Origin of the sequence: Cupriavidus sp. WKF15 (assembly GCF_029278605.1) — a bacterium.
GTDB lineage: Bacteria > Pseudomonadota > Gammaproteobacteria > Burkholderiales > Burkholderiaceae > Cupriavidus.
The window spans coordinates 480293-503127 of the sequence record NZ_CP119574.1 but is presented as its reverse complement, the minus strand read 5'-3'; the positions used below and the strand labels follow the sequence as shown (position 1 = coordinate 503127).

General features: G+C 61.6%; 18 protein-coding genes. 6 read left to right on the top strand and 12 right to left on the bottom strand.

Features of this window, described 5'->3' with window-relative positions:
- Window positions 1–176 precede the first annotated feature (176 nt).
- Window positions 177–2411 carry an FAD-dependent oxidoreductase gene (locus CupriaWKF_RS32245; protein WP_276103407.1) on the top strand — a complete coding sequence of 745 codons (2235 nt, stop codon included), beginning with the start codon at window positions 177–179 and terminating at the stop codon, window positions 2409–2411.
- 547 nt (window positions 2412–2958) lie between these two features.
- On the opposite strand, the gene CupriaWKF_RS32240 is transcribed toward CupriaWKF_RS32245, so the two are convergent.
- On the bottom strand, window positions 2959–4350 hold the full coding sequence (locus tag CupriaWKF_RS32240) for a PLP-dependent aminotransferase family protein (protein ID WP_276103406.1): 1392 nt from the start codon (window positions 4348–4350) through the stop codon (window positions 2959–2961).
- 161 nt (window positions 4351–4511) lie between these two features.
- Between CupriaWKF_RS32240 and cyoA the strand changes: the two genes are divergently transcribed.
- Genes cyoA through cyoD form a run of 4 tightly spaced genes read left to right on the top strand, consistent with a single transcriptional unit; the run spans window position 4512 to window position 8505 of the window.
- Window positions 4512–5504, top strand: a complete 993-nt coding sequence (gene cyoA, locus CupriaWKF_RS32235; protein ID WP_276103405.1) for a ubiquinol oxidase subunit II — start codon at window positions 4512–4514, stop codon at window positions 5502–5504.
- 1 nt (window position 5505) lies between these two features.
- Window positions 5506–7482 (top strand): cytochrome o ubiquinol oxidase subunit I, encoded by a 1977-nt coding sequence (gene cyoB / locus CupriaWKF_RS32230; RefSeq protein ID WP_276103404.1) that lies wholly within the window; start codon window positions 5506–5508, stop codon window positions 7480–7482.
- A 4-nt stretch (window positions 7483–7486) separates the two neighbouring features.
- Window positions 7487–8131 (top strand): cytochrome o ubiquinol oxidase subunit III, encoded by a 645-nt coding sequence (cyoC, locus tag CupriaWKF_RS32225; protein ID WP_276103403.1) that lies wholly within the window; start codon window positions 7487–7489, stop codon window positions 8129–8131.
- Window positions 8128–8505, top strand: coding sequence for a cytochrome o ubiquinol oxidase subunit IV (cyoD, locus tag CupriaWKF_RS32220; protein WP_276103402.1), 378 nt, complete (start codon window positions 8128–8130; stop codon window positions 8503–8505). Before cyoC ends, cyoD begins: the two co-directional genes overlap by 4 nt.
- A 662-nt stretch (window positions 8506–9167) precedes the next feature.
- Here the strand turns inward: cyoD and CupriaWKF_RS32215 are convergent.
- From CupriaWKF_RS32215 to CupriaWKF_RS32190, 6 genes are all read right to left on the bottom strand, one after another.
- On the bottom strand, window positions 9168–10316 hold the full coding sequence (locus CupriaWKF_RS32215; protein ID WP_276103401.1) for a branched-chain amino acid ABC transporter substrate-binding protein: 1149 nt from the start codon (window positions 10314–10316) through the stop codon (window positions 9168–9170).
- 423 nt (window positions 10317–10739) lie between these two features.
- The gene (locus tag CupriaWKF_RS32210; protein WP_276103400.1) at window positions 10740–11630 is read right to left on the bottom strand and encodes a CoA ester lyase; all 891 of its coding nucleotides are present in this window, start codon (window positions 11628–11630) and stop codon (window positions 10740–10742) included.
- 63 nt (window positions 11631–11693) lie between these two features.
- The gene (gene gcvT, locus CupriaWKF_RS32205; protein ID WP_276104089.1) at window positions 11694–12848 is read right to left on the bottom strand and encodes a glycine cleavage system aminomethyltransferase GcvT; all 1155 of its coding nucleotides are present in this window, start codon (window positions 12846–12848) and stop codon (window positions 11694–11696) included.
- Between the two features lie 86 nt (window positions 12849–12934).
- Entirely contained in the window at window positions 12935–13885 is a 951-nt protein-coding gene (locus CupriaWKF_RS32200; RefSeq protein ID WP_276104088.1) for a GlxA family transcriptional regulator, read from the bottom strand.
- Window positions 13886–13961: 76 nt separating this feature from the next.
- Entirely contained in the window at window positions 13962–14858 is an 897-nt protein-coding gene (gene choW, locus CupriaWKF_RS32195; RefSeq protein WP_276103399.1) for a choline ABC transporter permease subunit, read from the bottom strand.
- Window positions 14851–16008: a glycine betaine/L-proline ABC transporter ATP-binding protein gene (locus CupriaWKF_RS32190; protein WP_276103398.1), complete on the bottom strand. Its 1158-nt coding sequence runs from the start codon at window positions 16006–16008 to the stop codon at window positions 14851–14853. The genes choW and CupriaWKF_RS32190 overlap by 8 nt, the downstream gene beginning before the upstream one ends.
- A gap of 475 nt (window positions 16009–16483) precedes the next feature.
- Here CupriaWKF_RS32190 and purU point away from each other — a divergent pair, with 475 nt between their 5' ends.
- Complete coding sequence (purU, locus tag CupriaWKF_RS32185) at window positions 16484–17356, top strand: formyltetrahydrofolate deformylase (RefSeq protein WP_276103397.1); 873 nt, start codon at window positions 16484–16486, stop codon at window positions 17354–17356.
- 74 nt (window positions 17357–17430) lie between these two features.
- Here purU and CupriaWKF_RS32180 read toward each other — a convergent pair whose 3' ends face one another.
- The 5 genes from CupriaWKF_RS32180 to CupriaWKF_RS32160 form a co-directional block, all read right to left on the bottom strand.
- Window positions 17431–18294 (bottom strand): glycine betaine ABC transporter substrate-binding protein, encoded by an 864-nt coding sequence (locus CupriaWKF_RS32180; RefSeq protein ID WP_276103395.1) that lies wholly within the window; start codon window positions 18292–18294, stop codon window positions 17431–17433.
- Between the two features lie 107 nt (window positions 18295–18401).
- The gene (locus CupriaWKF_RS32175) at window positions 18402–19550 is read right to left on the bottom strand and encodes a hybrid-cluster NAD(P)-dependent oxidoreductase (protein ID WP_276103394.1); all 1149 of its coding nucleotides are present in this window, start codon (window positions 19548–19550) and stop codon (window positions 18402–18404) included.
- A gap of 35 nt (window positions 19551–19585) precedes the next feature.
- On the bottom strand, window positions 19586–20827 hold the full coding sequence (locus tag CupriaWKF_RS32170) for an aromatic ring-hydroxylating dioxygenase subunit alpha (RefSeq protein WP_276103393.1): 1242 nt from the start codon (window positions 20825–20827) through the stop codon (window positions 19586–19588).
- A gap of 55 nt (window positions 20828–20882) precedes the next feature.
- A complete protein-coding gene (locus tag CupriaWKF_RS32165) occupies window positions 20883–21668 on the bottom strand; it encodes an electron transfer flavoprotein subunit beta/FixA family protein (protein WP_276103392.1) in 786 nt (261 codons plus the stop codon).
- A complete protein-coding gene (locus CupriaWKF_RS32160; RefSeq protein ID WP_276103391.1) occupies window positions 21665–22834 on the bottom strand; it encodes an electron transfer flavoprotein subunit alpha/FixB family protein in 1170 nt (389 codons plus the stop codon). Before CupriaWKF_RS32160 ends, CupriaWKF_RS32165 begins: the two co-directional genes overlap by 4 nt.
- Between the last annotated feature and the right edge of the window lies 1 nt (window position 22835).

Here is a 22835-nt window from a genome sequence, read left to right as displayed (position 1 = left end):
CGAGTGCCTCCCGGCCCCGCCGCGCCAGACCATGCGCTGCTTGCAACACTCTGCCTCCAGTTACCTCCCGGAAAACTCCCGCGGCAACTTCGGCGATCCAGGCGACAGGCGCCCAAAGTATCTTAGAATCGACACCGACCAATCTTTGCCTCGAAGCAAGAGCAAACGGAGGACGAATGCAAAGGCATTTCGATATTGTGCTGCTCGGTGGCGGGCAGGCGAGTGTCAGTGCTGCCGAAACACTACGGGCCGAAGGTGCGACCGGCACCATTCTGCTGATCTCGGGCGAGGATTGTTCGCCTTATGGGCACACATATCTGTCGAAGCAGGTACTTCTCGGGCCACAGCCCGACAAGAGTTTGCTGATCCATGGTGAAGCTTATTACCGGGAGAATGCGATCGATCTGATGCTTGGCACCCGCGCAACCGGCATTGATACAGCGAACAGGCTCGTGCATACGGATCGCTCCGGGGACATCCATTTCGGCAAACTCCTGATCGCAACTGGAACGAGGCCGAATCGGCTGGCGGTTCCGGGTGCGGAACTCGACGGCATCCACTATCTGCATACCTCATCGGATGCAAGTACGCTCAGGCTAGCCGCCGCAGGTATCAAACGAGTGGCGGTCATCGGCGGCAGCTTCCTCGGCATCGAAATCGCGACAACATTGGCCCGCCTCGGGATTAGCGTCGTACTGCTCGAACAGAAAGACAGTCTTCTGTCCCAGCTTGAGGCGCCCGAGCTGTCTGGGTTCTTCACTCGCCATTGCGAGTCGCGCGGGATTGAGGTTCGCACAGGAGATGCGGTAACGGGCTTCCTGGGTACCAGCCACGTCGAGGCACTCCTGACGCAGTCCGGCGAAGCATTGCCATGCGATCTGGCAGTTGTTGCGATCGGTGTCTCGCCGGCGACTGAGTTTTTGCGCGGCACCAACATCACGGTCGATGACGGCATTGTGGTCAGCGAGCATCTCGAGACGAATGTGCCCGGTATCTTCGCGGCCGGCGATGTCGCCAGCTTCTATGACATCGTATTCAAGGCACAGCGTCGGGTTGAACACTGGGATAATGCAGTCAAGCAGGGCAGGCTGGCGGCGCGGAACATGATGGGGCAGCGCCTGGCCTATGAGGAGGTGTCCTACTTCTTCTGCAATATTCTCGACCTCAGTTTCAATTTCCTGGGTTCGGTCAAGGCGACTCACGAACGCATCAGCCGTGGCTCGCTCGAGGATGGATCTTTCGCGCTCTTGTATATCGAAAAGGATGTCTTGCGTGCCTGCTTTTCGATGGGAAGACCGGCCAGCGAGACGCTGGCGGCGGAATTACTGATTCGTCATCGCACCAACCTAGGCGCAATCAAGGGCAGGCTTGCGGACGCGCAGTTTCCGTTGGACAGCATCCCAAGCCAGACCGTATTGATTCTGCAAGGCGGGGGTGCCCTGGGTGCCTTCGAATGTGGGGTGATGAAGGCCCTTGATGAGGCAGCCATCCGTCCAGATGTCATTGCGGGAGTCTCGATCGGCGCGTTCAACGGCGCGATCATTGCCAGCAATCCGGGCAATGCTTCGGCCGCGCTGGAAGGGTTCTGGAATGAGCTTGCGCTTACCACCCCTTGCGCGCCGACCGAATCCTGGCGTCGGTCCCTGTCAGCCTGGTGGGCCATCTGGCTCGGTTCCCCCAGGTTCTTTCTGCCAAACTGGCTGCAGCCGTGGTTGCCTCCACCCTGGCAGTGGACGAGTCTCTATGACACGACGCCCGCGCGGGCCTTGCTTGAGAAATATGTGAGCTTCAGCAAGTTGAAGGACAGCCCAGTTCGCCTGTTCGTAAGCACGGTCAATGTCGAGACTGCCACGCTGGAGGTATTTGATAGTTTTGTGGATGACCTGACGGTAGATCACATCCTGGCCAGCGGCAGTCTGCCGCCGGCCTTTCCCTGGACGACCATCCGCGAAAGCCACTACTGGGATGCTGGCATCGTCAGCAATTCGCCTCTTGAGTTCATCAACGAGCGCTGCGGCGAGATCAGCAAACGGGTGTTTATCGTCGATCTGTTCCCAAATAATCAGCGGTTGCCAGGGAATCTTGCGGAGGTACTGTTAAGGCGAGATGAGATCGTGTACGCGGAGCGGGTGCGCAATGAACTGCGTGTCAGAGAGCGGATCGGAGATTTGCGGAATCTGGTCGCGGAAATCATGGAAAACGTTGAGCCGGAGACTTGCGAGCGATTGCGTCAGCGTCCGAGCTTTATCCGACTGATGGGCGATGCCGCGCCGACGGTCATTACGCGCATCGTCAATCACGGGAAGCAAGGGGAGCCACTATTCCTCGACAATGATTTCTCCTGGCAGACGGTGGAGCGTCACAAGAAGTCTGGGTACGAAACCGCAAAGCGAACCCTCGGCGAAACGTAACGGTCCTGATCAGGACGCGGCGGTTGCCCCGGGTCGAAGGGCCGCTTAGGATTGGAACCAGCCCGCCCTCGTAACTCGAAGGTCGGCTTTTCGGCCGACTCGGTCATCGAGGATCCGGAGTCGACTGACTCAAAATGGCCGATCTCGATCCGATAGCCGCCGCGAAACCGCGACCGTCTCTGACTGTTAAGGATTGTTTGATGCCTGCTCTCGACTGCAGGACAGTGAGCGGCGGTGGCGCCTGTGGGCAGGCGTCGAACAATCCTTAACATCTTCTGCTCTACGCGGACTAGTCCAGGGGGAACGCTCGGTTGTGCTCGGCTTCGGGCCGCACCCGGCCAATTTCGGCCCTCGGCACCCAGCCTTGCCAAGTCATTCGAACGTCGGCCGCATACACGGTGTTGGCTTGTGACGCTGGCGATTAATTGCAGTTAAGAATTTGATTGCAAACCCGGCTTGAGCAGCTGATGTTGAAGATCAACGCTGCGTTGGCAAGGCGTGATGCTCCGGCCGCTCGGCACGCATAGTGCTTCGCCAGCATTCGGCCCTATACGACCAGTTCCGGTCCTGGCGTCGGCCTGCGCTCCAACAATGCTGCCAGTTTGCGCAATGCCTGCGATAACTGCGCTCGGTCCTTGGCGCCGCCCAGCGAAATGCGTATTGCATTCGGCGGATTGGAGCCTTCCCAGAATGCATCAGAAGGCGTTACCCTCAGGTCCTCCGCCAGGGCCGCCTGTGTTAGCTGATGCGTTGACCAGTAATCTGGCAGACGATGCCATGCATGGATCGCACTTGGAGGGAGTTGCCCGATGCCGCTCAGCCACCGATTGGCCAATTCGCATCGTGCGAAAGCCTCGGTGCGGATGCCATCGAGCAATTGCGCCGCGGAGCCATCATGGATCCATTGCGTGGCCAGCGCCGCCGTCATTGGCGCTGCCATCAGGGTGAAGGCGCGCATCGCGGCAAGAAGGTCGTCGCCACCCCTGCCTTCTGGCAACAGGACATAGGCCGTGCGCAATCCCGGGCTCAGCGTCTTGGATAGCGTGGATACGTAGTAAGTGCGTGTCGGCGCAAAATGAGCCAATGGCGGCGGTGCGTCCGGTGTCAGCAACCAGTAGGGATCGTCCTCGAGCAAGGTGATGTCGTACTGATTGGCGACGCGGCCAATTTCAGCCCTGCGCGAGACCGGCATGGTACGTGTGGTCGGGTTTTGCGCAGTCGGATTCAGGTAAGCCAGGGTCACCCCCTCGGCACTGGCAGCTTCGAGCGCGCCGGGCAGCATCCCGTCGTAGTCGCACCTCGCGACGACGACGCGTCGCCCTAGCCTTGCGGCTGCGGCACGTATCCCGGGGTAGGCCAGCGGCTCGGTAACGATCGCATCGCCCGGCCTCGTTCTGGCGAGGATCAGGGCAGCCAGCGCCGTCTGCGCACCCGGGCAGACGACGAGCCGCGCGGTATCGATGTGCCCCCCAAATGTCCGTGCCAGCCAGATAGCGCCGGCCGCCCTGTCCGCTGTGCTGCCCCCACCCAACTGGTATGTCATCAGCAGATGCGGATCACTGCGTAGCAAGACCTGCGACAGGCCACGCCGCAGCAGGTCCTGGTAATCCAGTCCCGGCGGCGGCGGCACATTCATGCTCATGTCCACCACCTGGGCCAGCTCAGCACGCGGAGCGGCAATGAAGGTCCCGAGCGCACCCTTGGCTTCGATCAGCTGCCGCCGCCTGGCCTCCGTATAGGCCCGGGTCACAGTTGTGAGATCCACACCAAGCGCGCTGGCGAGATTGCGTTGCGGCGGCACGCGATCCCCGGCCACAAGGCGCCCCTCACCGATCGCCCGCTCGATGAAGTCCACAATCTGCAAATACCGCGCACCGCCCCCAAGAGTGATCTTTAAATCCCAAATCGAATCAGCGCTGCCAGCTTGCATGGATCTCATGGCGAAATTTTCCTCGATGTATGGGTTTTGTCTTCAATTAGCATGCCAGACATCATCACGGGAATCCATACAATATGGCCCGATCCTGTCGCATTAATCACTTTCGGCATTTGGGTTGGTAGCAGAGGAGACCTCAGTGATGCTTAACCAAGGTGTCCGAAATGCGCAAACCAACCGCCTGGCCGGCAGAGAAGAATCAACACGGCCGGCTCCTCCGCAAGGCTTTAAACATCCCACCCCGCATCACCACGCTTCTGCTGACAGCGCTTGGCAGTGCGCTGCTTAGTGGATGCAACCTCGAACTTTTTGCGCCAAAGGGCAGCATCGGCGAGCAGGAGAAATCACTCATCCTGATCTCCCTGTTCGTCATGCTGATGGTCGTCATTCCGGTGATCGTCCTGACGCTGTGGTTCGCCTGGCGCTACCGCGAGACCAACACGCGCGCCGCCTACGCTCCCAAATGGGCGCACTCGACCAGGATCGAGATCGTGGTCTGGAGCATTCCCTGCGTGATCGTTGCCTGCCTGGCCGTGCTGATCTGGCACTCGACGCACAAGCTCGACCCTTATCGGCCACTGCAGTCGCAGGTCAAGCCGGTTCAGGTCGATGTGATTGCCCTGAACTGGAAATGGCTCTTCATTTACCCTGAGTACGGCGTCGCTTCGCTGAATCAGCTCGCGATTCCCATCGGCACGCCGATCAACTTCCGTCTGACCGCGGAATCGATGATGAACTCGTTCTTCATTCCGCAACTAGGCAGCATGGTCTATGCCATGGCGGGGATGCAGACGCGCCTGCACCTGATCGCTGACACGCCCGGCGTCTATCTCGGTCAGTCGGCAGCCTACAGCGGCCCCGGCTTCTCAGACATGCACTTCAAGACTTTGGCGGTCTTGCGCGAGGATTTCGATGCCTGGATACAGGCCGCCCGCAATTCGTCCCAGGCACTCGACCTGAAGACCTACCGCACGCTGGAACAGCCAAGCAGCAAAGACCCCATCACGCTCTACGCCGCCGTCGCGCCGAAGCTGTTCGAGCAGGTCGCGGACAAATACATGCAGGCAAGCGGCCAGATCTGCCGCACGGACACACTCGAATCTCTGCAGGCCTTCCAGCGCGTGCCGACAGCGCAGCCTGGACGGACGGAGCAATAAGATGCTTGGAAAACTCAATCTTGAAGCCATCCCCACGCATGAGCCGATCATCATGGGGACGCTGGCAGCCGTGATCGTGCTGGGCACGGCATTGATGGGCGCCATCACGTACTTCGGCAAGTGGAAGTACCTGTGGAACGAATGGATCTGCTCCGTCGACCATAAGAAGGTCGGCGTCATGTATATCATCCTGGCGCTGGTGATGCTGCTGCGCGGCTTTGCCGACGCCATCATGATGCGTGCGCAGCAGGCCATCGCGTATGGCGATGCCGCTGGATACCTGCCCCCGCATCACTACGACCAGATCTTCACGGCCCACGGCGTGATCATGATCTTCTTCGTGGCCACGCCTCTGGTGCTGGGCCTGATGAACGTCATTGTGCCGCTGCAGATCGGCGCGCGCGACGTCGCCTTCCCGTTCGTCAACTCGCTGAGCTTCTGGATGTCGGCGATGGGCGCAGTGCTGGTGATGCTGTCGATGTTTGTCGGCGACTTCGCGGCCACCGGCTGGGTGGCCTACCCGCCCTTGTCCGAACTCGGCTACAGCCCGACGACCGGCGTTGATTACTACATCTGGTCACTGCAGATATCCGGGCTGGGCACCACGCTGACGGGCATCAACTTCATCGTCACCATTCTGCGCATGCGCGCGCCGGGCCTGGACCTGATGAAGATGCCGGTTTTCACCTGGACCGCCCTGATCACCAACATCCTGATCGTCGCGATCTTTCCGGTACTGACTGCCACGCTCGCCCTGCTCACGGCCGACCGCTATCTCGGCATGCATTTCTTTACCAATGAGCTCGGCGGCAACGCCATGATGTACGTGAACCTGATCTGGGTCTGGGGCCATCCGGAGGTCTACGTCCTGATCCTGCCGGCATTCGGGGCCTTCTCCGAGATCATTGCGACGTTTTCGCGCAAGCCGCTGTTCGGCTACAAGTCGATGGTCTACGCCACCTCCTCGATCGGCGTGCTGTCGTTCTTCGTCTGGCTGCACCATTTCTTCACCATGGGCTCGGGCGCGAACGTCAATGCCTTCTTCGGCATCATGACCTCCATCATCTCGATTCCCACAGGGGTGAAACTGTTCAACTGGCTGTTCACCATGTACCGGGGCCGGATCCGCTTCCACACCTCGACGATGTGGACTATCGGCTTTATGGTGACCTTTGCCGTAGGCGGCATGACCGGCGTGCTGCTGGCAGTGCCGGGCGCCGACTTCGTACTGCACAACAGCCTGTTCCTAGTAGCCCATTTCCATAACGTGATCATCGGTGGTGTGCTCTTTGGCTGCCTGGCCGCGATCAGTTTCTGGTTCCCCAAGGTGTTCGGCTTCAAGCTCAATGAGTTCTGGGGCAAGGTGTCGTTCTGGTGCTGGCTGACCGGCTTCTTCCTGGCATTCATGCCGCTCTACGTACTGGGCTTCAAGGGCATGACCCGGCGGATGAACCACTATGCCAACGTCGACTGGCACCCCTACCTCGTGGTCGCGCTGATTGGTGCGTTCGTGATCGCCGCCGGCATCCTGGCCATGATCGTGCAGCTTGCCGTCAGCATCCGCGATCGCAACCAGAATCGGGACCTGACCGGGGATCCGTGGGATGGCCGCAGCCTGGAATGGTCGACGGCTTCTCCCGCGCCGTTCTACAACTTCGCCCATGTGCCGCATATCACGTCTCTGGAGCAACACTGGGACGACAAGGAAGCCGGGCGCGCATGGCGCCAGCCAGCCCGCTATGAGGACATCCACATGCCGCGCAGCACCTCGGCCGGGTTCATCGTTTCCGCATTCGGCCTGCTGCTGTGCTTCGCACTGGTCTGGCATATATGGCTGCTCGCCATTGCCGGCCTGGTCGGCGCAATTGCTACCTTCATCCTTCGCAGCTATGACCGGGACGTTGACTACTACGTCCCGGCCGCCGAAGTCGAGCGGATCGAGCGCGCGCGCTACGCACAACTGCAGGAAGCTGCCTGACATCATGAACCCGACTCTATCCCCTACCCTGCGCCGCTCCGTGCCCGAGGCGGCACACCACCCGGCACATTCTGCGGCGCACCAGCATCACGACGCCGGGTCGCATACACCGCTTGGCTTCTGGCTCTATCTAATGAGCGACTGCCTGATCTTCGCGGTGCTGTTCGCCACCTTCGGCGTGCTGTCCGCGAACACTGCAGGCGGCCCCGGCGGCCGCCAATTGTTCGAACTGTCGTTCGTGTTTGCCGAAACCATGGTGCTCCTGCTCAGCAGCTACACCTTTGGCATGGCCATGCTCAGGCAGGACGCCAATGCCGCGCCGCGGATGGTCCGGTGGCTGACCGCGACCTTCGTCCTTGGCGCGCTGTTCATTGCCATGGAGGTTTACGAGTTTTCCCATCTGCTGCACGAGGGAGCGGATCCGGGCGTCAGCGCCTATCTGTCTGCCTTCTTCACGCTGGTCGGGACGCACGGGCTTCATGTCACGTCCGGCCTGCTCTGGCTCGCCGTGATGATCCACCAGATTCAGCGTTTCGGACTGGATGACATCGTGCGCCGCCGCCTCGCTTGCCTGAGCCTGTTCTGGCACTTCCTGGACCTGGTCTGGATCTGCGTCTTCACCTTCGTCTACCTGCGGGAGTTCGCATGAAGCCGTCCCATCTTCATTCCGTGCACGCGGACGAGGCTGTCACGCATGGCAGTGTGCGCAGCTACACCGTCGGCCTGCTGCTGTCGGTCGCGCTGACCGTGGCGTCGTTCTCCGCCGTGATGACAGGCACCTTGCAGACGCATGTCGCGATCGCACTGATCGTGGGCCTTTGCGTCGCCCAGCTACTGGTGCAACTGATCTACTTCCTTCATCTCGGCACCGGTCCCGGCCAGCGTGGAAATAGCGCCATCTTCGCCTGCACCGCCTTCCTGATCGCCATTGTCGTGGCCGGATCACTATGGGTGATGCACAACGCAAATATCAACATGATGCCGACCGACATGTCGATCGAACGAGCCCGGGCAAAAGACTAACGCCACACGATGCCGCGATTGCCGCCATGGACTGCGGGAACCCGCAGTTCGGCTGCCCAGCGCTTGCCCGAACCAACCTCGGGCGCCTGGGCGAGGTTCTCGTCGTCGTGGCAACGCAGCCATGGCCCTGCGAGCCGATATCGATAGCTTCCTCACCCTGCCAACGAGAAATGCCCATTCAACCCGCCCAGTCTTACGCCAAGCCCGGCGACTTGTGGTCTGCCATCGCGGAGCTGTCGAGTGAGCAATTGCATACGATTATCGACATCACGCTCGCCTCACCGAAAGGGCCGACGGATCTGGCTTCGTTCAGGCACTGCATTCTTCACGTATTCAAAAACGTTGCCGGCTTCGAGTCCACACCGCCTTCGGAGTCGATTCTGCTGAAACTATGGGACAAATACAGGGCCCCGCTTGTGTCTCGCATGCCAACTCCATCTTCCCCGTTCGTCAAACACTAACTTCCGGCCTGTTCAGTCAGCCGCTGTGGTCACCGGTGTCATGCTGCGACCGCGTGCCCTTTTATCGTGTTGCGCGGTCAGCACCATCACGGTCTCTGTGACGATTCGCTCCGGTGGTGTCCCCGAGACCATAGATGCCACGGACGCCTGCCAGCAGCTTTGCCACCAGGATTCGCGGCGCTATATGCGAACATCGTCAAGTCAATCCGCCCCGATCGTCGTCAGCGGTACCCAACGTCCACCCTTTACCTGATATAGCGTCGACGTCGGATTCTTCAGGTCGCCGCTCGAATCGAAGGCAATCTTCCCGGTGATGCCCTCGTATTGCGTTGCCCGGAGCACCGACAGGAACTCGGGCGATGTCGCAGAATTGGCCTGCTTGATCGCGTTTATGGCCACCCAAGTGGCGTCGTACGCGAAGGGAGCATAGATGAGGCTGTCGGTACCGAAGCGCCTCCTGAACTTCTGCATGAAGGCCTTGCCTTGCGGCAGCGCTTCGACAGGACGTCCATATTCCCAGGCCATCGCACCTTCCCCGGCGGGACCCGCAACGTTCAGGAAGATGCTGTCGGCAATGCCACCGCTTCCGACGAATTGAGTGTGCATGCCGAACTCTCTCATCCGCTTCGTGATGAGCGCCGCCTGGTTGTCCAAGCCAGCGAAAAACAAAAGATCGGCGTTGGCGGCCCGGATACTCGTGAGCTGTGCGCTGAACTCGACCGCCTTGTCGTTGGTGTACTCGGCGATCGAGATTTTTCCCCCGGCGCTGGTCACGGCCTTCTTGAACTCGTCCACTGCCCCCTGACCGAACGCGGTCCGGTCGTCCATCACCGCAATGCGCTGGCCCTTCATAACATTGACCGCGTACTTCCCAGCAGTACCGGAGTTCTGCGTATCGGTCGCGATGATGCGGAAGACCGTCTTCAGGCCTTGACGCGTGATAGCCGGATTGGTTGCCGCCGGATGGATCATCGGGATGCCTGCCCTGGCGAAGATCAGCGAGGACGGAAGCGCAACGCCCGAGTTGTAATACCCTACAACGACGGCCACCCCGTCGTCGACCAGCTTCTGGGCGACCTGAACGCCGATGCGCGGGTCACTCTGGTCGTCCACCGAATCAAGCTCGAAGCGCGCATCCCGCCCATCAAGCTTGATGCGCTGCGCGTTGGCTTCTTCAACAGCAAGACGAACACCGTTCTCGATGTCCTTGCCATTGGCGGCATTGATTCCGGTAAGAGGGCTGGAAACCCCGATTTTGACAACCACTTGCCCATATGACTGGCTGCAAGCGAAGCATAGCAATAGCGCGCTCAGGCAAAAAACGAGCTGCAGTCGAGGAAAGTGGATCATCAGTCAACTCTGGCGACTACGGGAATCGGCGCGGCGATTATCAGCGGCCAACTTCCGCCCTACTCCTGATTCAAATGGCACTTCTGGTGGCGACCGCTTCCGCGATAGTGGCATAGAGCGGATCAGTCAGCAACGCGACGGGCCGACCAGGGCTCCGACCCGACGCCGAAACGGAGCGCGCTGGTCAGCCTGTCTATTCTTGCAAGCACGCATGGACGACAGCCGCGATTGATGCAATTAGCATCATCGGAACCGATATCCGGTCTGGCAAGAAATAAGCGATGGCAATGCATGCCATGAAAAGAATGCTGACGCCCATCTCCTTCGCCCTCATTGACCTTCGTCCTCCGCTAGTGAATCCCGAAGTGGCCATACCGCCGTATCCTCGATACACAGATGCCCATACGACGCGAGCAGCAAGAATCAACCCTCGTCGATCTGACACAAGATGCGATGGGCGAGGCGCAGATGCGGCCGATCTATCATTGCATTGCCCAGCCTGGCCACACCCGAAGCACCGACCCTTGAGAATGAATCGACGACCTGTCTGGCCCAGCGTATTTCCTCATCCTGCGGTACGAAGGCCTGGTTGATGGCATCAATGTGAGCAGGATGAGCCGCGGCCTTGGCCGAAAATCCGTCCCGCTTTGCCTGCGCAGCCTCTTCTCCGATCTCCGCCGGGTCGGTCAGGCTCGTGCTGACAGCGTCGATGGCGTCGATCCCCGCCTGCGCGGCCGCCAGCAGACACATGGTACGGGCCACGGAAAACGGTGCAGTCAGCGCCTTGCCCGTGTGCGACGAGAACGCACCAAGGTCTGCCGCAAGGTCGTCCACCCCCCACATCAGCGCGCGCAGCCGCATGGGTCCGTTGCGATACGACGGCAAGCCGAACACGCTCTCGGACGACTCTGTAGCCATCGCGATGATGGAGACTTCCCACCCATCGTCCAACAGCGCACACTCAAAGGCCGCAAGGTAGTCGCAAAGGCGATGCACATCATCGACACTACGGCACTTCGGCAGCACGATCGCATTGGGCCGATGCGGGATCACGGCGGCGAGGTCGTCTAGAATGTGGCCGGACGCCAGCCCGTTAACACGCACCAGCAAGGCCGAATGCATTGAGGCGCGATGCTGCGCCAGGAAGGCGACCAGCTTGCGGCGTGCATCACCTTTCCCCGGCTCCGGGATAGCATCTTCCAGATCGAACACCAGCCCGTCCGCTGCTGATTTGAGCGAGGACGCAAGCTTGCGGTCGCTATCCGCGGGAACGAAAAGAAGCGAGCGCAAGCGCTGTGGCAAGTTGTCATGCATAAGCGTTCTACTGTTCTTCTCGGTGAAAGTAACCGATCCGGGAGAATGTCGTCCGCGCCCGCCCTATAGCAGTTGCTGCACTGAGCTCCCGTCCCGTACGAAAGGCGGACGAACTACTTTCGCAGAGATTCTCTTGTTGTAGACCTCGACACTCACATACGAGCCGAACTTGATGTCCGGGGTCACCAGTGCCAATGCGATGGCGATCCGAAGCGTCGGGCTATAGGTTCCGCTGGTGACCTTACCAATCACATCCCCTTCAAGGCTCATCACGGGGCTCTGTGTACGAGCAACCGCGGCGCTTCCTTCAAAAGCGAGCCCGACGAACTGCCAATCCTGGCGACGAGCACGTAGCGCTGCCTTGCCGACGAATTCGCGCCCGGTCCCCAGATCCACAGTCCAGCCCAAGCCAACATCCAAAGGCGAGGTCTGCGGGTCCATGTCCCGGCCATGCAAGTGCATGCCGGCTTCGAGCCGAAGCGTCTCCCACGCGTCAAGTCCGGCGGCAGGGACGCCAGCCGACCTCAGCATGTCCCATACCCTAACGGCATGCTTGGCCAACATGACGACTTCGAAGCCATCCTCGCCGGTCTTCCCCGTTCGCGCCAGCATGAGTTCGCCCACCTCGGGGTCATGCACGATGATGGAATTGAACGGCTTCACCCTTTCAGCAACGTGTGTTGACGGAATGGCTTGAAACACCTTCTGCCGGGCATAGGGACCCTGCACGGCGATCATTGCCAGCGCGTCCTGGTGGCCCGTGACAAGATCCTGACGGCGCGCGACCAGAGCAACCGAGCTTTTTGTCGCAACGATCTGCGACTGAATCCATTGAATGTTCCGCCTTGCAGTGTGCGCGTTCAAGACAATACGGAAGTATTCATCGTCCAGGTAGTAGACGACCAGGTCATCGATCACCCCACCTTCTTCGTTAAGCATGCACGAATAAAGTGCCTTGCCTGGCGACTTCAGCTTTCCGATATCGTTGGCGAGAAGCTTGCCGAGAAACCTTCGAACGTCCACGCCGCGTATGTCGATCACGCACATGTGCGAGACATCGAACATAGCGGCATCCTCACGCACGGTGTGGTGCTCCTCGATCTGGGATCCGTAGGCCACTGGCAGACTCCAGCCACCCACATCAGCCATGCGGGCGTGCATGAAACGGTGCCGCTCATACAGTGGAGTGCGCAATGCGTGTAAGGTCGTCTGGCTCATCGGAATATCAAGGTCGGTAGTCAAACCAGCGCGATACTGCGCATTGCGTCCGTGATCCTGGTGATTGCTTCGTACCCCACCGGTGATCATGCTGTCGGCCGGCGTTCGTGACTGGGCGCATGACCAAACAGCGCGCGATATGCATTGCTGAAATGGCTCGGAGAATGGAATCCGCAGACAGCAGTCACCCGGGCAATTGACGCGTTCGTCGTGCGCAGCAGCTCGCGTGCGCGCTTCAGGCGCACGGTCATGTAGTGGTGGGTTGGCGATACGTTCAGATAGAACCTGAACATTCGCTGGAGATGCCGCTGCGACAGCCGGACGAGCCGCGCCAGTTCATCTAGAGACAACGGTTCCTCGATATTCGCCTCCATCAGGCGCACGACCTCGACCAACTCGGCCCGCGAAAGGCCGACCCGCGCATCGACCGGGATCGGCTGCGGATCGGTCGCGCTACGGATCCGCTCGAGAATGAACTGTTCGGAGACCTGCGCGGCAAGTTGCTGGCCGAACCGCGAGCCCACAAGATTCAGCATCATGTCGATCGGTGCCGTGCCACCCGTGCACGTCAGCCTGTCGCGGTCGATGACGAACAGCTCGTCGGCGAATTGCACCTGCGGGAACTCGCCGTACAGTGCGGATCGGTTCTCCCAATGCACAGCGCAGCGGTAACCGTCGAGCAGACGGCTAGATATCAACGCATAGGCGCCCGTGCAGATGCCACCGAGCGGCATGCTTTGCCCGGCGAGCTTCGCCAGCATCGCGCGCGTGCCATCGTCGACGGCATCGCGAATGCGAATGCCGCCACAAACGATCATTACGTCCGGCAAGCTCGAGTCATCGAGCGCGCGCGTCGGGCGTACCACGATGCCATTGCTCGCGTGCACCGGCGCGCCGTCGGTCGAATAGATCGACCACGTGTAATGTTCGGCGCGACCGACATAGTTCGCCATGCGCAGCACTTCGACCGCGCTCGAGAACGCGATCATGGAGAACTCGGGCAACGTAAGAAAGCCGAAATGCGCGAGAGACGACATCGAAGTTGAAGCGCTGTCAGCCAGCGCAGCGGCAACGGAGCTCACGTCACTCTCCTGGCGAACGGATGATCCGCGATCAGGCTTGCGCCGTCGTGGTCTTGGCGCAAAACAGCTGCCTGAGCCCCGAGAACAGTGGTGCCTTGGCCGTGCCGGGCGCGCGGCCGAAGCTCTCCGTAATGCGGTCAAGGACGATTGCCAGCAGAACAACCGACAGGCCGCTTTCGAAGCCCAGGCCGATGTCGAGTCTCTGGATACTCGCGAGCACCTCGTTGCCCAGGCCGCCTGCGCCGACCATCGATGCGATGATCACCATCGACAGCGCCATCATGATCGTCTGGTTCACGCCCTGCATGATCGACGGCAGCGCGTTCGGGAACTGCACCTTGTACAGGAGCTGAAACGGCGTGCAGCCGAACGCATAACCCGCCTCGACGATCTCCATGTTCACCTGGCGGATGCCAAGGCTCGTCAGGCGCACCGCCGGCGGCATTGCAAAGATCACCGTCGAGAGGATACCGGGCACGCGGCCCAGGCCGAACAGCATTGCGGCTGGAATCAGGTAGACGAATGCCGGCATGGTCTGCATCAAGTCCAGAACTGGCCGTACGATGGCCGCAACCACCCTGCTCTTCGCCGCCCAGATGCCAAGCGGAACGCCAAGCACCAGACTGATGATCGTCGATGACAGCGTGAGTCCGAGCGTGATGACCGTCTGATCCCAAAAACCTGTGGCGAAGATGACGAATAGCGATGCGGCAGTGAAGAGTGCAAACCGCCAGCCGACCCGCCAAAGCCCGACGCCAATGAAGATGGCCATCATCAGCCACATCGGAACCGCCTGCAGGCTTCGCTCGATCAGTGCGGCGAGGCCCTCGATCGCGCGTCCGACCGCGTCGAATGTCGCCGCGTCGTGGTCGAGAAGGTAATGGACAGACTGGTCGACCCAGTGGCCGAGCGGAAGGGATTCAGACATGGTGACCTCTCAGGTGCGTAATAGCTTTGAGGATGACGGCGCGGTCTACCGACCCGCAGTAGCAGCCATTCTCGTCAACGACTGGCAGCGCATTCGGGCTCGCGACAACGCGCTCGACAACATGCTCCAGCGAGGCGTCGCGCCGGATGCTTTCCACGGGCCGAACGCTTTCCGTTGCGCCGCGCATGACGCAGCCACGTAGCCTGCGTTGGGCATCGAGAACGAAGGCATATGAGGCATGGCCGTTGAGCGTCGCCGCGACGCTCGCGGCATCGAACTTTGACATGATCGGCACGGCGTCCATCTGCATCAGGTCGCCGGCGGTCAGGTAGCGGCTCGTGTCGATGCCGTCGAAGAACGTGCGGACGTAGTCGTCGGCCGGCTTCGCAATGATCTCTTGCGGCGTGCCAACCTGTACCAGCCGGCCGCCTTCCATGATCGCGATGCGGCTACCGATGCGCAACGCCTCCTCCAGATCGTGCGACACGAACATGATCGTGCGGCGATGCTCCTTCTGAAGCTGCAGCAGCACGTTCTGCATTTCCTTGCGCTTGAGGGGATCGAGCGCGGAAAACGCTTCATCCATGATCATCAGAGACGGATTGACCGCAAGTGCCCGCGCAAGGCCCACGCGCTGCTGCATGCCACCCGACAGCTCCCGCGGCAGCTTCTGGGCAAACGTCGAGAGACCCACCTGCTCGAGCACATCCATCGCTCTGCGCTCACGCTCCTTCCTGCCGACGCCGGCGACCTCCAGCCCGAACGCGGCATTCGACAGCACAGTGCGCTGCGGCATCAGCGCGAACGACTGGAACACCATGCTCATGTCCTTGCGGCGCAGCGCGATCAACTCCGAGCGGCACACGGTGGCCACATCGCGGCCGCCGATCAGCACCTTGCCGGCTGTCGGCTCGACGAGCCGGTTCACGAGACGGATCAGCGTTGACTTGCCGGAGCCGGACAGGCCCATCAGCACAAAGATCTCACCTTCCTTGACATCGAACGATACGTTATGCACGCCGACGACCTGGCCGGTGCGCCTGAATACCTCGTCCTTCGTCGAACCGGCGGCAAGCATGTCAAGCGCCTGTTGCGGATTACTTCCAAATACCTTGCACAGACCTTCGACCACGACCTTGGGACTATCCATCGAAACCTTCTCCTGGTCCTGCGGGGACTCATACGTCATATGGCATGCCTGCACCACTTATGTCTGAAAGGCGCTGGGCGGTGCGTTGCTACCTCTTCCTGGAATGCTCTGGCTAATTCGATTCGCCGCATCACAAACGGACATCGTGCGATCCCCTCCATAGTTGACAGAAATGGCCGCCCCCTGCTGATGAATTCCGACAAGTGCTTGCACAAATGCGACACCGGCAACCATCGCAAGCGATTGTTTTCCCCTACTTGTCCGCATGCGACGTCGAATGGAGCGATTGCGACGCGCTCACGCCAACACGCTTCCGACTCTGGCATCGCGGCGCCAATCCGCGTTGGCGCGCCGATACCAGCCACGCGGCGCTTCGGTTCTATCCGGCCTGTCCCTTGTCCTGCTTTACTTCGCGCAATGGCACGCGCGAGCGCACCACGCGTCCGCGGGCCATCACCCCGAAGAAAGGAATCCCATGGACGCCCTGCCCCGTTCTCAGTCATTCATTCTCACGCTGTCGTGCCCGAGCGCCCCCGGCCAGGTGGCCGCGGTCGTCGGCCTGCTCGAACGCCACCACTGCTACATCGACGAGCTAACCGTCTTCGATGACGATCTGAGCGACCGCTTCTTCTTGCGCTGTGTATTCCATCCGACGCACACACAAACGCTGGATCTCGACGTGTTGCGGCAGGAATTCAGCCCGATTGCGGACGGCTTCAGCATGCAATGGGCGATCCACGACGCGCTCGCCCGACCAAAGGTACTGATCATGGTGTCGAAGCTCGAGCATTGCCTCGCGGACCTACTTTTCCGCTGGCGAATGGGCGAACTGGAGATGGACATTGTCGGGATCGGCTCGAACCATCCTGACCTGGAACCGCTTGCCCAGCAGCACAATCTCCCATTCCGGCATTTCCCGATCACGCCCGAGACGAAGGCACAACAGGAGGCGCGCTGGCTCGACCTCTTCGAGTCAAGCGGCGCCGAACTGGTGATTCTCGCGCGCTACATGCACGTGCTGTCCCCCGGAACCAGCGCGGCGCTCGCCAATCGTGCCATCAACATTCACCACTCCTTCCTGCCTGGCTTCAAGGGCGCAAAGCCATATCACCAGGCGCATGCGCGCGGTGTCAAGCTGATCGGCGCAACCGCGCATTTCGTCACCGACGATCTCGACGAAGGCCCGATCATCGAACAGGCCGTCGAGCGCGTCGATCATTCGTACCGACCGGAACAACTGCTCGCCGTGGGACGCGACGTCGAATGCATCACGCTTGCGCGCGCCGTCAAGGCGTTCATCCAGCGGCGGGTGTTTCTCAACGGAGACCGGACGGTCGTACTTCCGTAGCCCCAAAGCAAAACCGGCCACGCTCGCATGCGACCGTGACCGGGTTTCTTGAGGCTCTGGCTTTCTTCCGTGAATCAGCGCTCGCCGTCGAGCCACGCATTCACGCGCTCTGCATTTGCGGAGATCCACGCGTCGGCGGCGGCATCGGGCTTCGTGCCGCTTTGGATGGCGAGCATCACGCTATCGATTTCCCCCGGCTTCCACTGGAACTTCTTAAGGAATGCCACAACCGGCTTTGCTTTTGCCTCCAGACCCGGGTTCACAATGTTGTCGACGTGTTCGGACTCGCCGAACACCTTCTTCGGATCCTCCAGGAAGCGCAGCTTCCACTTGGCGAACATCCAGTGTGGCGCCCAGCCGGTCACGATCACAGGCTTGTTCGCGTTCATCGCGCGCGCCAGCTCGGCAGTCATCGCACTGCCCGAACTTGGCATCAGCGAATAGCTAAGTCCATAAGTCTTGATTGCCTCGGAGGTCTTGCGCATCACCCCGGCGCCAGCGTCTATGCCGACGATGCGGCCTTCGAACGTCGCCTTCTGAGCATTCAGATCATCGATGCTCTTCGCGCTCACGGATGCAGGAACGATCAGTCCGATTCTCGCCTCTGTAAAGTTCGGGCCGAGATTGACCACCTTGGTCTTGAACTGGTCCCAGTACGCCCCCTGCGTAACCGGCAGCCAGGCGGAGAGCGTCGCATCGAGATCGCCACGCGCGACGCCCTGCCACATAACGCCCGCAGCGAGCGGCACGAGCTGCACCGGATACCCCAGCTTCTTCTCGATGATCCGGGCGGCCACGTTCGTCGTCGCGACGCTGTCATCCCATCCCTCGACGTAGCCTATCTTCAAGGGCGGCTTGGTATCCCCAAGCGCAAACGCGCTCCATGTCAACATCACCGACGCTGCGCCGGCAAAAACCAGTTTAGAGAGAAGCTTCATGGCACACCTCCTTTGGCCGGAGCGGTAACGCCCCGTGTACTTAAAATCGTCGAGAAAGCGGCGAGGCAGACGTCTTTCGGCCGCTGGCCGCGTGGCTGACGCCTGACTCACTTATCGATGACAAGATCCGACAGCGGCTTGCTGCAGCACAAAAGCACCATCCCTTGATCGATCTCGCGCTGGCGGATGCCGCCGTTGTGTTTCATTTCGACCTGGCCTGACATGAGCCTGACCTTGCAGGTGCCACACATGCCCTGCGTGCATGACGCGGGCAGCCGTACGCCTGACTGCCGCGCCGCTTCGAGTACATGCTGTCCCGAACCGCAGATGATCTCGCGTTGGCTCTTCGCGAAGCTGACGCTGAACTGCGCCGTAGCCGCATTGCCGTTTGTCGCCGGTGCTGCGCCGGCAACAGATGGGTCGGCCGCGGCCTCGGCCGTCAGCGTCTCGAACGAGAAACTCTCCTCGTGGTAGCGGCTGCGATCAAAACCGGCCTCCTCGAGCAGGGCGCGCACCGCCTTCATGTATGGCGCCGGCCCACATGTGAAGATCTCGCGCTCCATGAAATCCGGCGCGATCAGCTTCAGGAGCGGAAGCGACAGGAACCCCGTCACGCCGGGCCAGTTGGTGCGCGCGCCCACCCGCTCGCAGACAAAGGACGTGCGGAAGTTCGCATGGTTCGCGGCGATCAGGTCGAGTTCGCGCGCGAAGATAATGTCGTCCGGCGTGCGTGCGCTATGCACGAATACGATGTCCCGGTCCTCGCCGAGATCGTGATGCGCTCGACTCATCGACATCAGCGGCGTGATGCCGGAACCTGCCGACAGGAACAGGAATTTGCTTGCCGGATGCCGCGCGCATGTGAACTCGCCGGCGGGACCGAGCACGCGGATCGGCGCCCCCGGCTTCAGGTTGTCGTGCAGCCAGTTCGAGACCTTGCCGCCCGGTACGCGCTTAACGGTGATCGAGATCGTGTGCGGCCGCGCCGGGGACGACGAAATCGTGTAGCACCGGTTGATCGTTTCGCCCTCGATATCGAGTTCAAGCGTAATGAACTGGCCCGGCTCGAAGACGAATGCGCGCCCCTCCGCTGAACGGAAGAAAAAGCTCTTCACGTCGTGCGTTTCCTGCCGCACGTGGCAGCACACCAGCGTCTCCTCGACGTCGCTGGTCCAGCGCTCGGGGAGCGCACTCCAGAACGCCGGGCGCGTCACCCGGCAATCGGCCGGCTCGAATTGGACCGCATCGCGCATCATCTCCATCTCCGCCTCTTTCGCTTTCGCCTATTCGCCTATTCGCCAATCTGCTCGGCGAGCCGGCGGACATACCAGGCCGAGAACTTCTCGACAAGACCTTCGGTGAACGGCGAGTACGGGCCGGGCTCGTACGCGCTGCTTGCCGCGCCGCGCTGCGAGTACTCGACGAGGGCGCGGTCCTGATCATTGGTCGCGTTCCATACCGCCGTCAGATTCTTCACGTCATAGTCGACGCCTTCCTGCGCATCCTTGTGGACCAGCCACTTCGTGCGCACAAGGGTTTCACCGGCGGACAGCGGGATCACCGAGAACGTAACGATGTGGTCGCTCATGAAGTGATGCCATGCGTTGGGCTGTGTCCAGAACGAGAGCCCGCCGAGGTCGGCCTGCTCGAATTTGCCCAGCAGCTTCCTGGAGGCAACCTTCGCGTCGAGTGTCTGCGATTCGCCGCTGCGGTCCAGTGGCAGGCGCTGCGTACGAAAGCCCGTCGTGTCGAGCAGGCGCTCGATCTCCGCCGACGGCAGGCCCATCGCTTCCCATTGCTCGGCGCGCTCGATGCACGTCTGCTCGAACGCTTCCATACCCTCGGCATTGGCCGGCGAGCGCTGATAGCCGAATCCGTACTCGTACAGCGAGATGGTCAGCTCGGGATGGTTTGCCACGCAGTGATAGCACTCGCGGTTGTTCTCCATCGTGAGCTTCCAGTTGCCCTTCTCGACGATGTCGATCTGCGCGGCAATCTTCGTATTTGGCAAATCGTGAGGCAGCAGGTACGGCTCCATCGCGGCACGCATCGTCGCGAAGTCGGCGGGGGGCTCGTCGGCCAGGCAGACGAAGATCAGGCCCGCAAGGTTCTCCACGTGGACGGACTTGAGGCTGTGCTTGCAGCGGTCGAACTTCTCGCCCATGTGCTCGGCAAAAATCAGATTGCCGTTCAGGTTGTAGGTCCAGCTGTGATACGGGCAGACGATGTTGCCGACCGTGCCCTTGTCCTCGTTGCACAGCCGCGCGCCGCGATGACGGCATACGTTGTGGAAGGCGCGCACCTGCATGTCGTCGTCGCGCACGATCAGGATCGAGTCGTGGCCGAGTTCGACGGTCACGTAGTCGCCCGGCTCCGGCACGTCCGGCTCGACGGCCACGTGAATCCAATGCTTGCGAAAAATCGCTTCCATGTCGAGCGCAAAGATCTCCTCGCTCTGATAGAAAGGCGCCTCGAGGCTGAAGCCTTGCTTGCGCCGCTCCACCAGCGCACGAATGTCTGCCGATACTTTCATGGTTTTGCTCCGGATTCCCTGCATTCCTGGTTTGTTTGCCGACAGACCGGCAACATCAGTAGTCAATGAGTTGATGCTCGCGCAAGTACGAGAGGATGACTTGTGCTTTTTCGACCGAAGTCCCTCCGTTTACGACGTTTCCGCCGCGGCTCTCGGTGGTCGTCGCCGACAGCATCCGGGCATGCCCGGAGCGCTTCTCGGCGGCGGCCAGCCTGACAGGCTTGCGTTCGGGAACGCCGATCGTCCATGCGGCGGCGCCGGCGTCTTCGTATCTTGCCGCGGGCGCCGTCCGGATCGCCCCCGCGCGCAGCCTTGCATACGCATAGCGCGGCTGCGCGTTCGCAAGTGGATGGACGGCCACCACGGCCGGCAGCACCGCCTGGACGCGCCGGCGCAAGCCCTTCGGCAGGAACTGCCGCACGGTGACGCGCCCGTCCCCGATCTCGACGTCGACGGCCGCGCCGACCAGCGGGCGGCCAAGCGCCGCGGCGAGCTGGTACGGCAGCATCCCTGTGTCGTAGGCGCCTTCCGCACGGGTGCCGGTCAGCACGAGGTCGTAGTCCTTCACGCGAGCGGCCAGCGTGCGCCCGGCGTCACTGCCGGCGCCGCATGCAAGCACCTCGACTTCGCGGGCGCCGAGCGCCAGGTATTCGGCGAGCGCCGGCTCGGCGGCGTCTCCAGCGTGCAGCACCGCGAGCTGCGCGCGATGCTCGTCCGCGAGCGCCAGGCCGATCTCCAGCGCCGCCGCGTCGTTGCGGCTGCAGCGCTGCGCGCCGCTGACCGGATGACGGCCGACCGACACCAGCACTGCGATGCGTCGAATTGCTTGGGAGGCGTTCATGCTGCGGCTCCTAGGGGTTCGCGGAAGCCGGCCGCGGCCGGCGCCCTTCCGTTTGCGCGGCGCGCGGCCTGCACCGCTTCGATCAGCGCCGCGATCGTCTCCTTCGCGTCGCCGACGATGGTCAGGTTCGCGCGCTTGGCGATCGGTGCGCTGCCGTCCAGGTTGACGGCGATCACATGACGGCAGTCCTTGATGCCCTGCAGGTGCTGCACGGCGCCCGAGATGCCGAATGCGATATAGACACTCGCCTCGACTGTCTTTCCGGTCGCGCCGACCTGCTTGTCGCGCGTGAAATGGCCGTTGTCGACTGCGACGCGGCTCGCGGCGATCGCCGCGCCAAACACGCGGGCGAGCTGCTCGAAGTCGCCGATATCGGCCACGCCGTTGCCGGCGGACACGATGAAGTCCGCTTCCTCGAGTGCGACCTGTGCGGCATCGATCTCCTCAAGTCCCAGATCGCGGTACGGCTGCGAGCCGTCGCCGATCCCGAGCAGGAAGTCGCCGGACAGCGTCTGGCCGGCACCGGTGAACGGCAGCTTCGTGTCTGCGGCGCCGGGTGCAAGCAAGATCACGTCGGGAAGGGAGCGCGTCGCGAACGCGCGCTTCGCCTGGGCATAGGTGCCAACGTGGCGCGCGTCGATCTCGACGACGTGCGTCGCGACGCTCGCACCCGCCGCCGCCGCGTAGCGGCGGCCGAGGTCGCCGTCCCCGGTCGCGTTATCAGGCAGGACCACATGCTTGGGTGACAATGCAGCCGTGCAGGCCAGCAAAGCCCGCAGCTCGGCTTCGGGCGCAAACGCGCGGCGATCGAATCCGGGCAGCACGATAATCTTGTCCGCACCGAGCGCCGCCGCGTCGTCCTTCAGATCGCCGAACACCAGCAGCGCGACTTCGGTCTGCGCATCGGCAAGCAGCGCGGCCGCGGCGAGCGCCTGGCACGCGTGATCGTCGAGCGCGCCGCGTTCGCTGTGCGCGACGACGAGCAGCACGTGCTGCGGATCGCTGATCGCGCGGCGCGGCCTTGCCGTCGTCGCGCCGTGGCCGTGCGCGGGCCAGTGCGCGGTATTCGGATCCGCGCTGCCCGTCTCGCCCAGGGTGATCCTTCGCAAGCCTGCCGCCGTAATCATGAATGGCCGACGCGGATCGATACGTGGGATCTTGTTCATC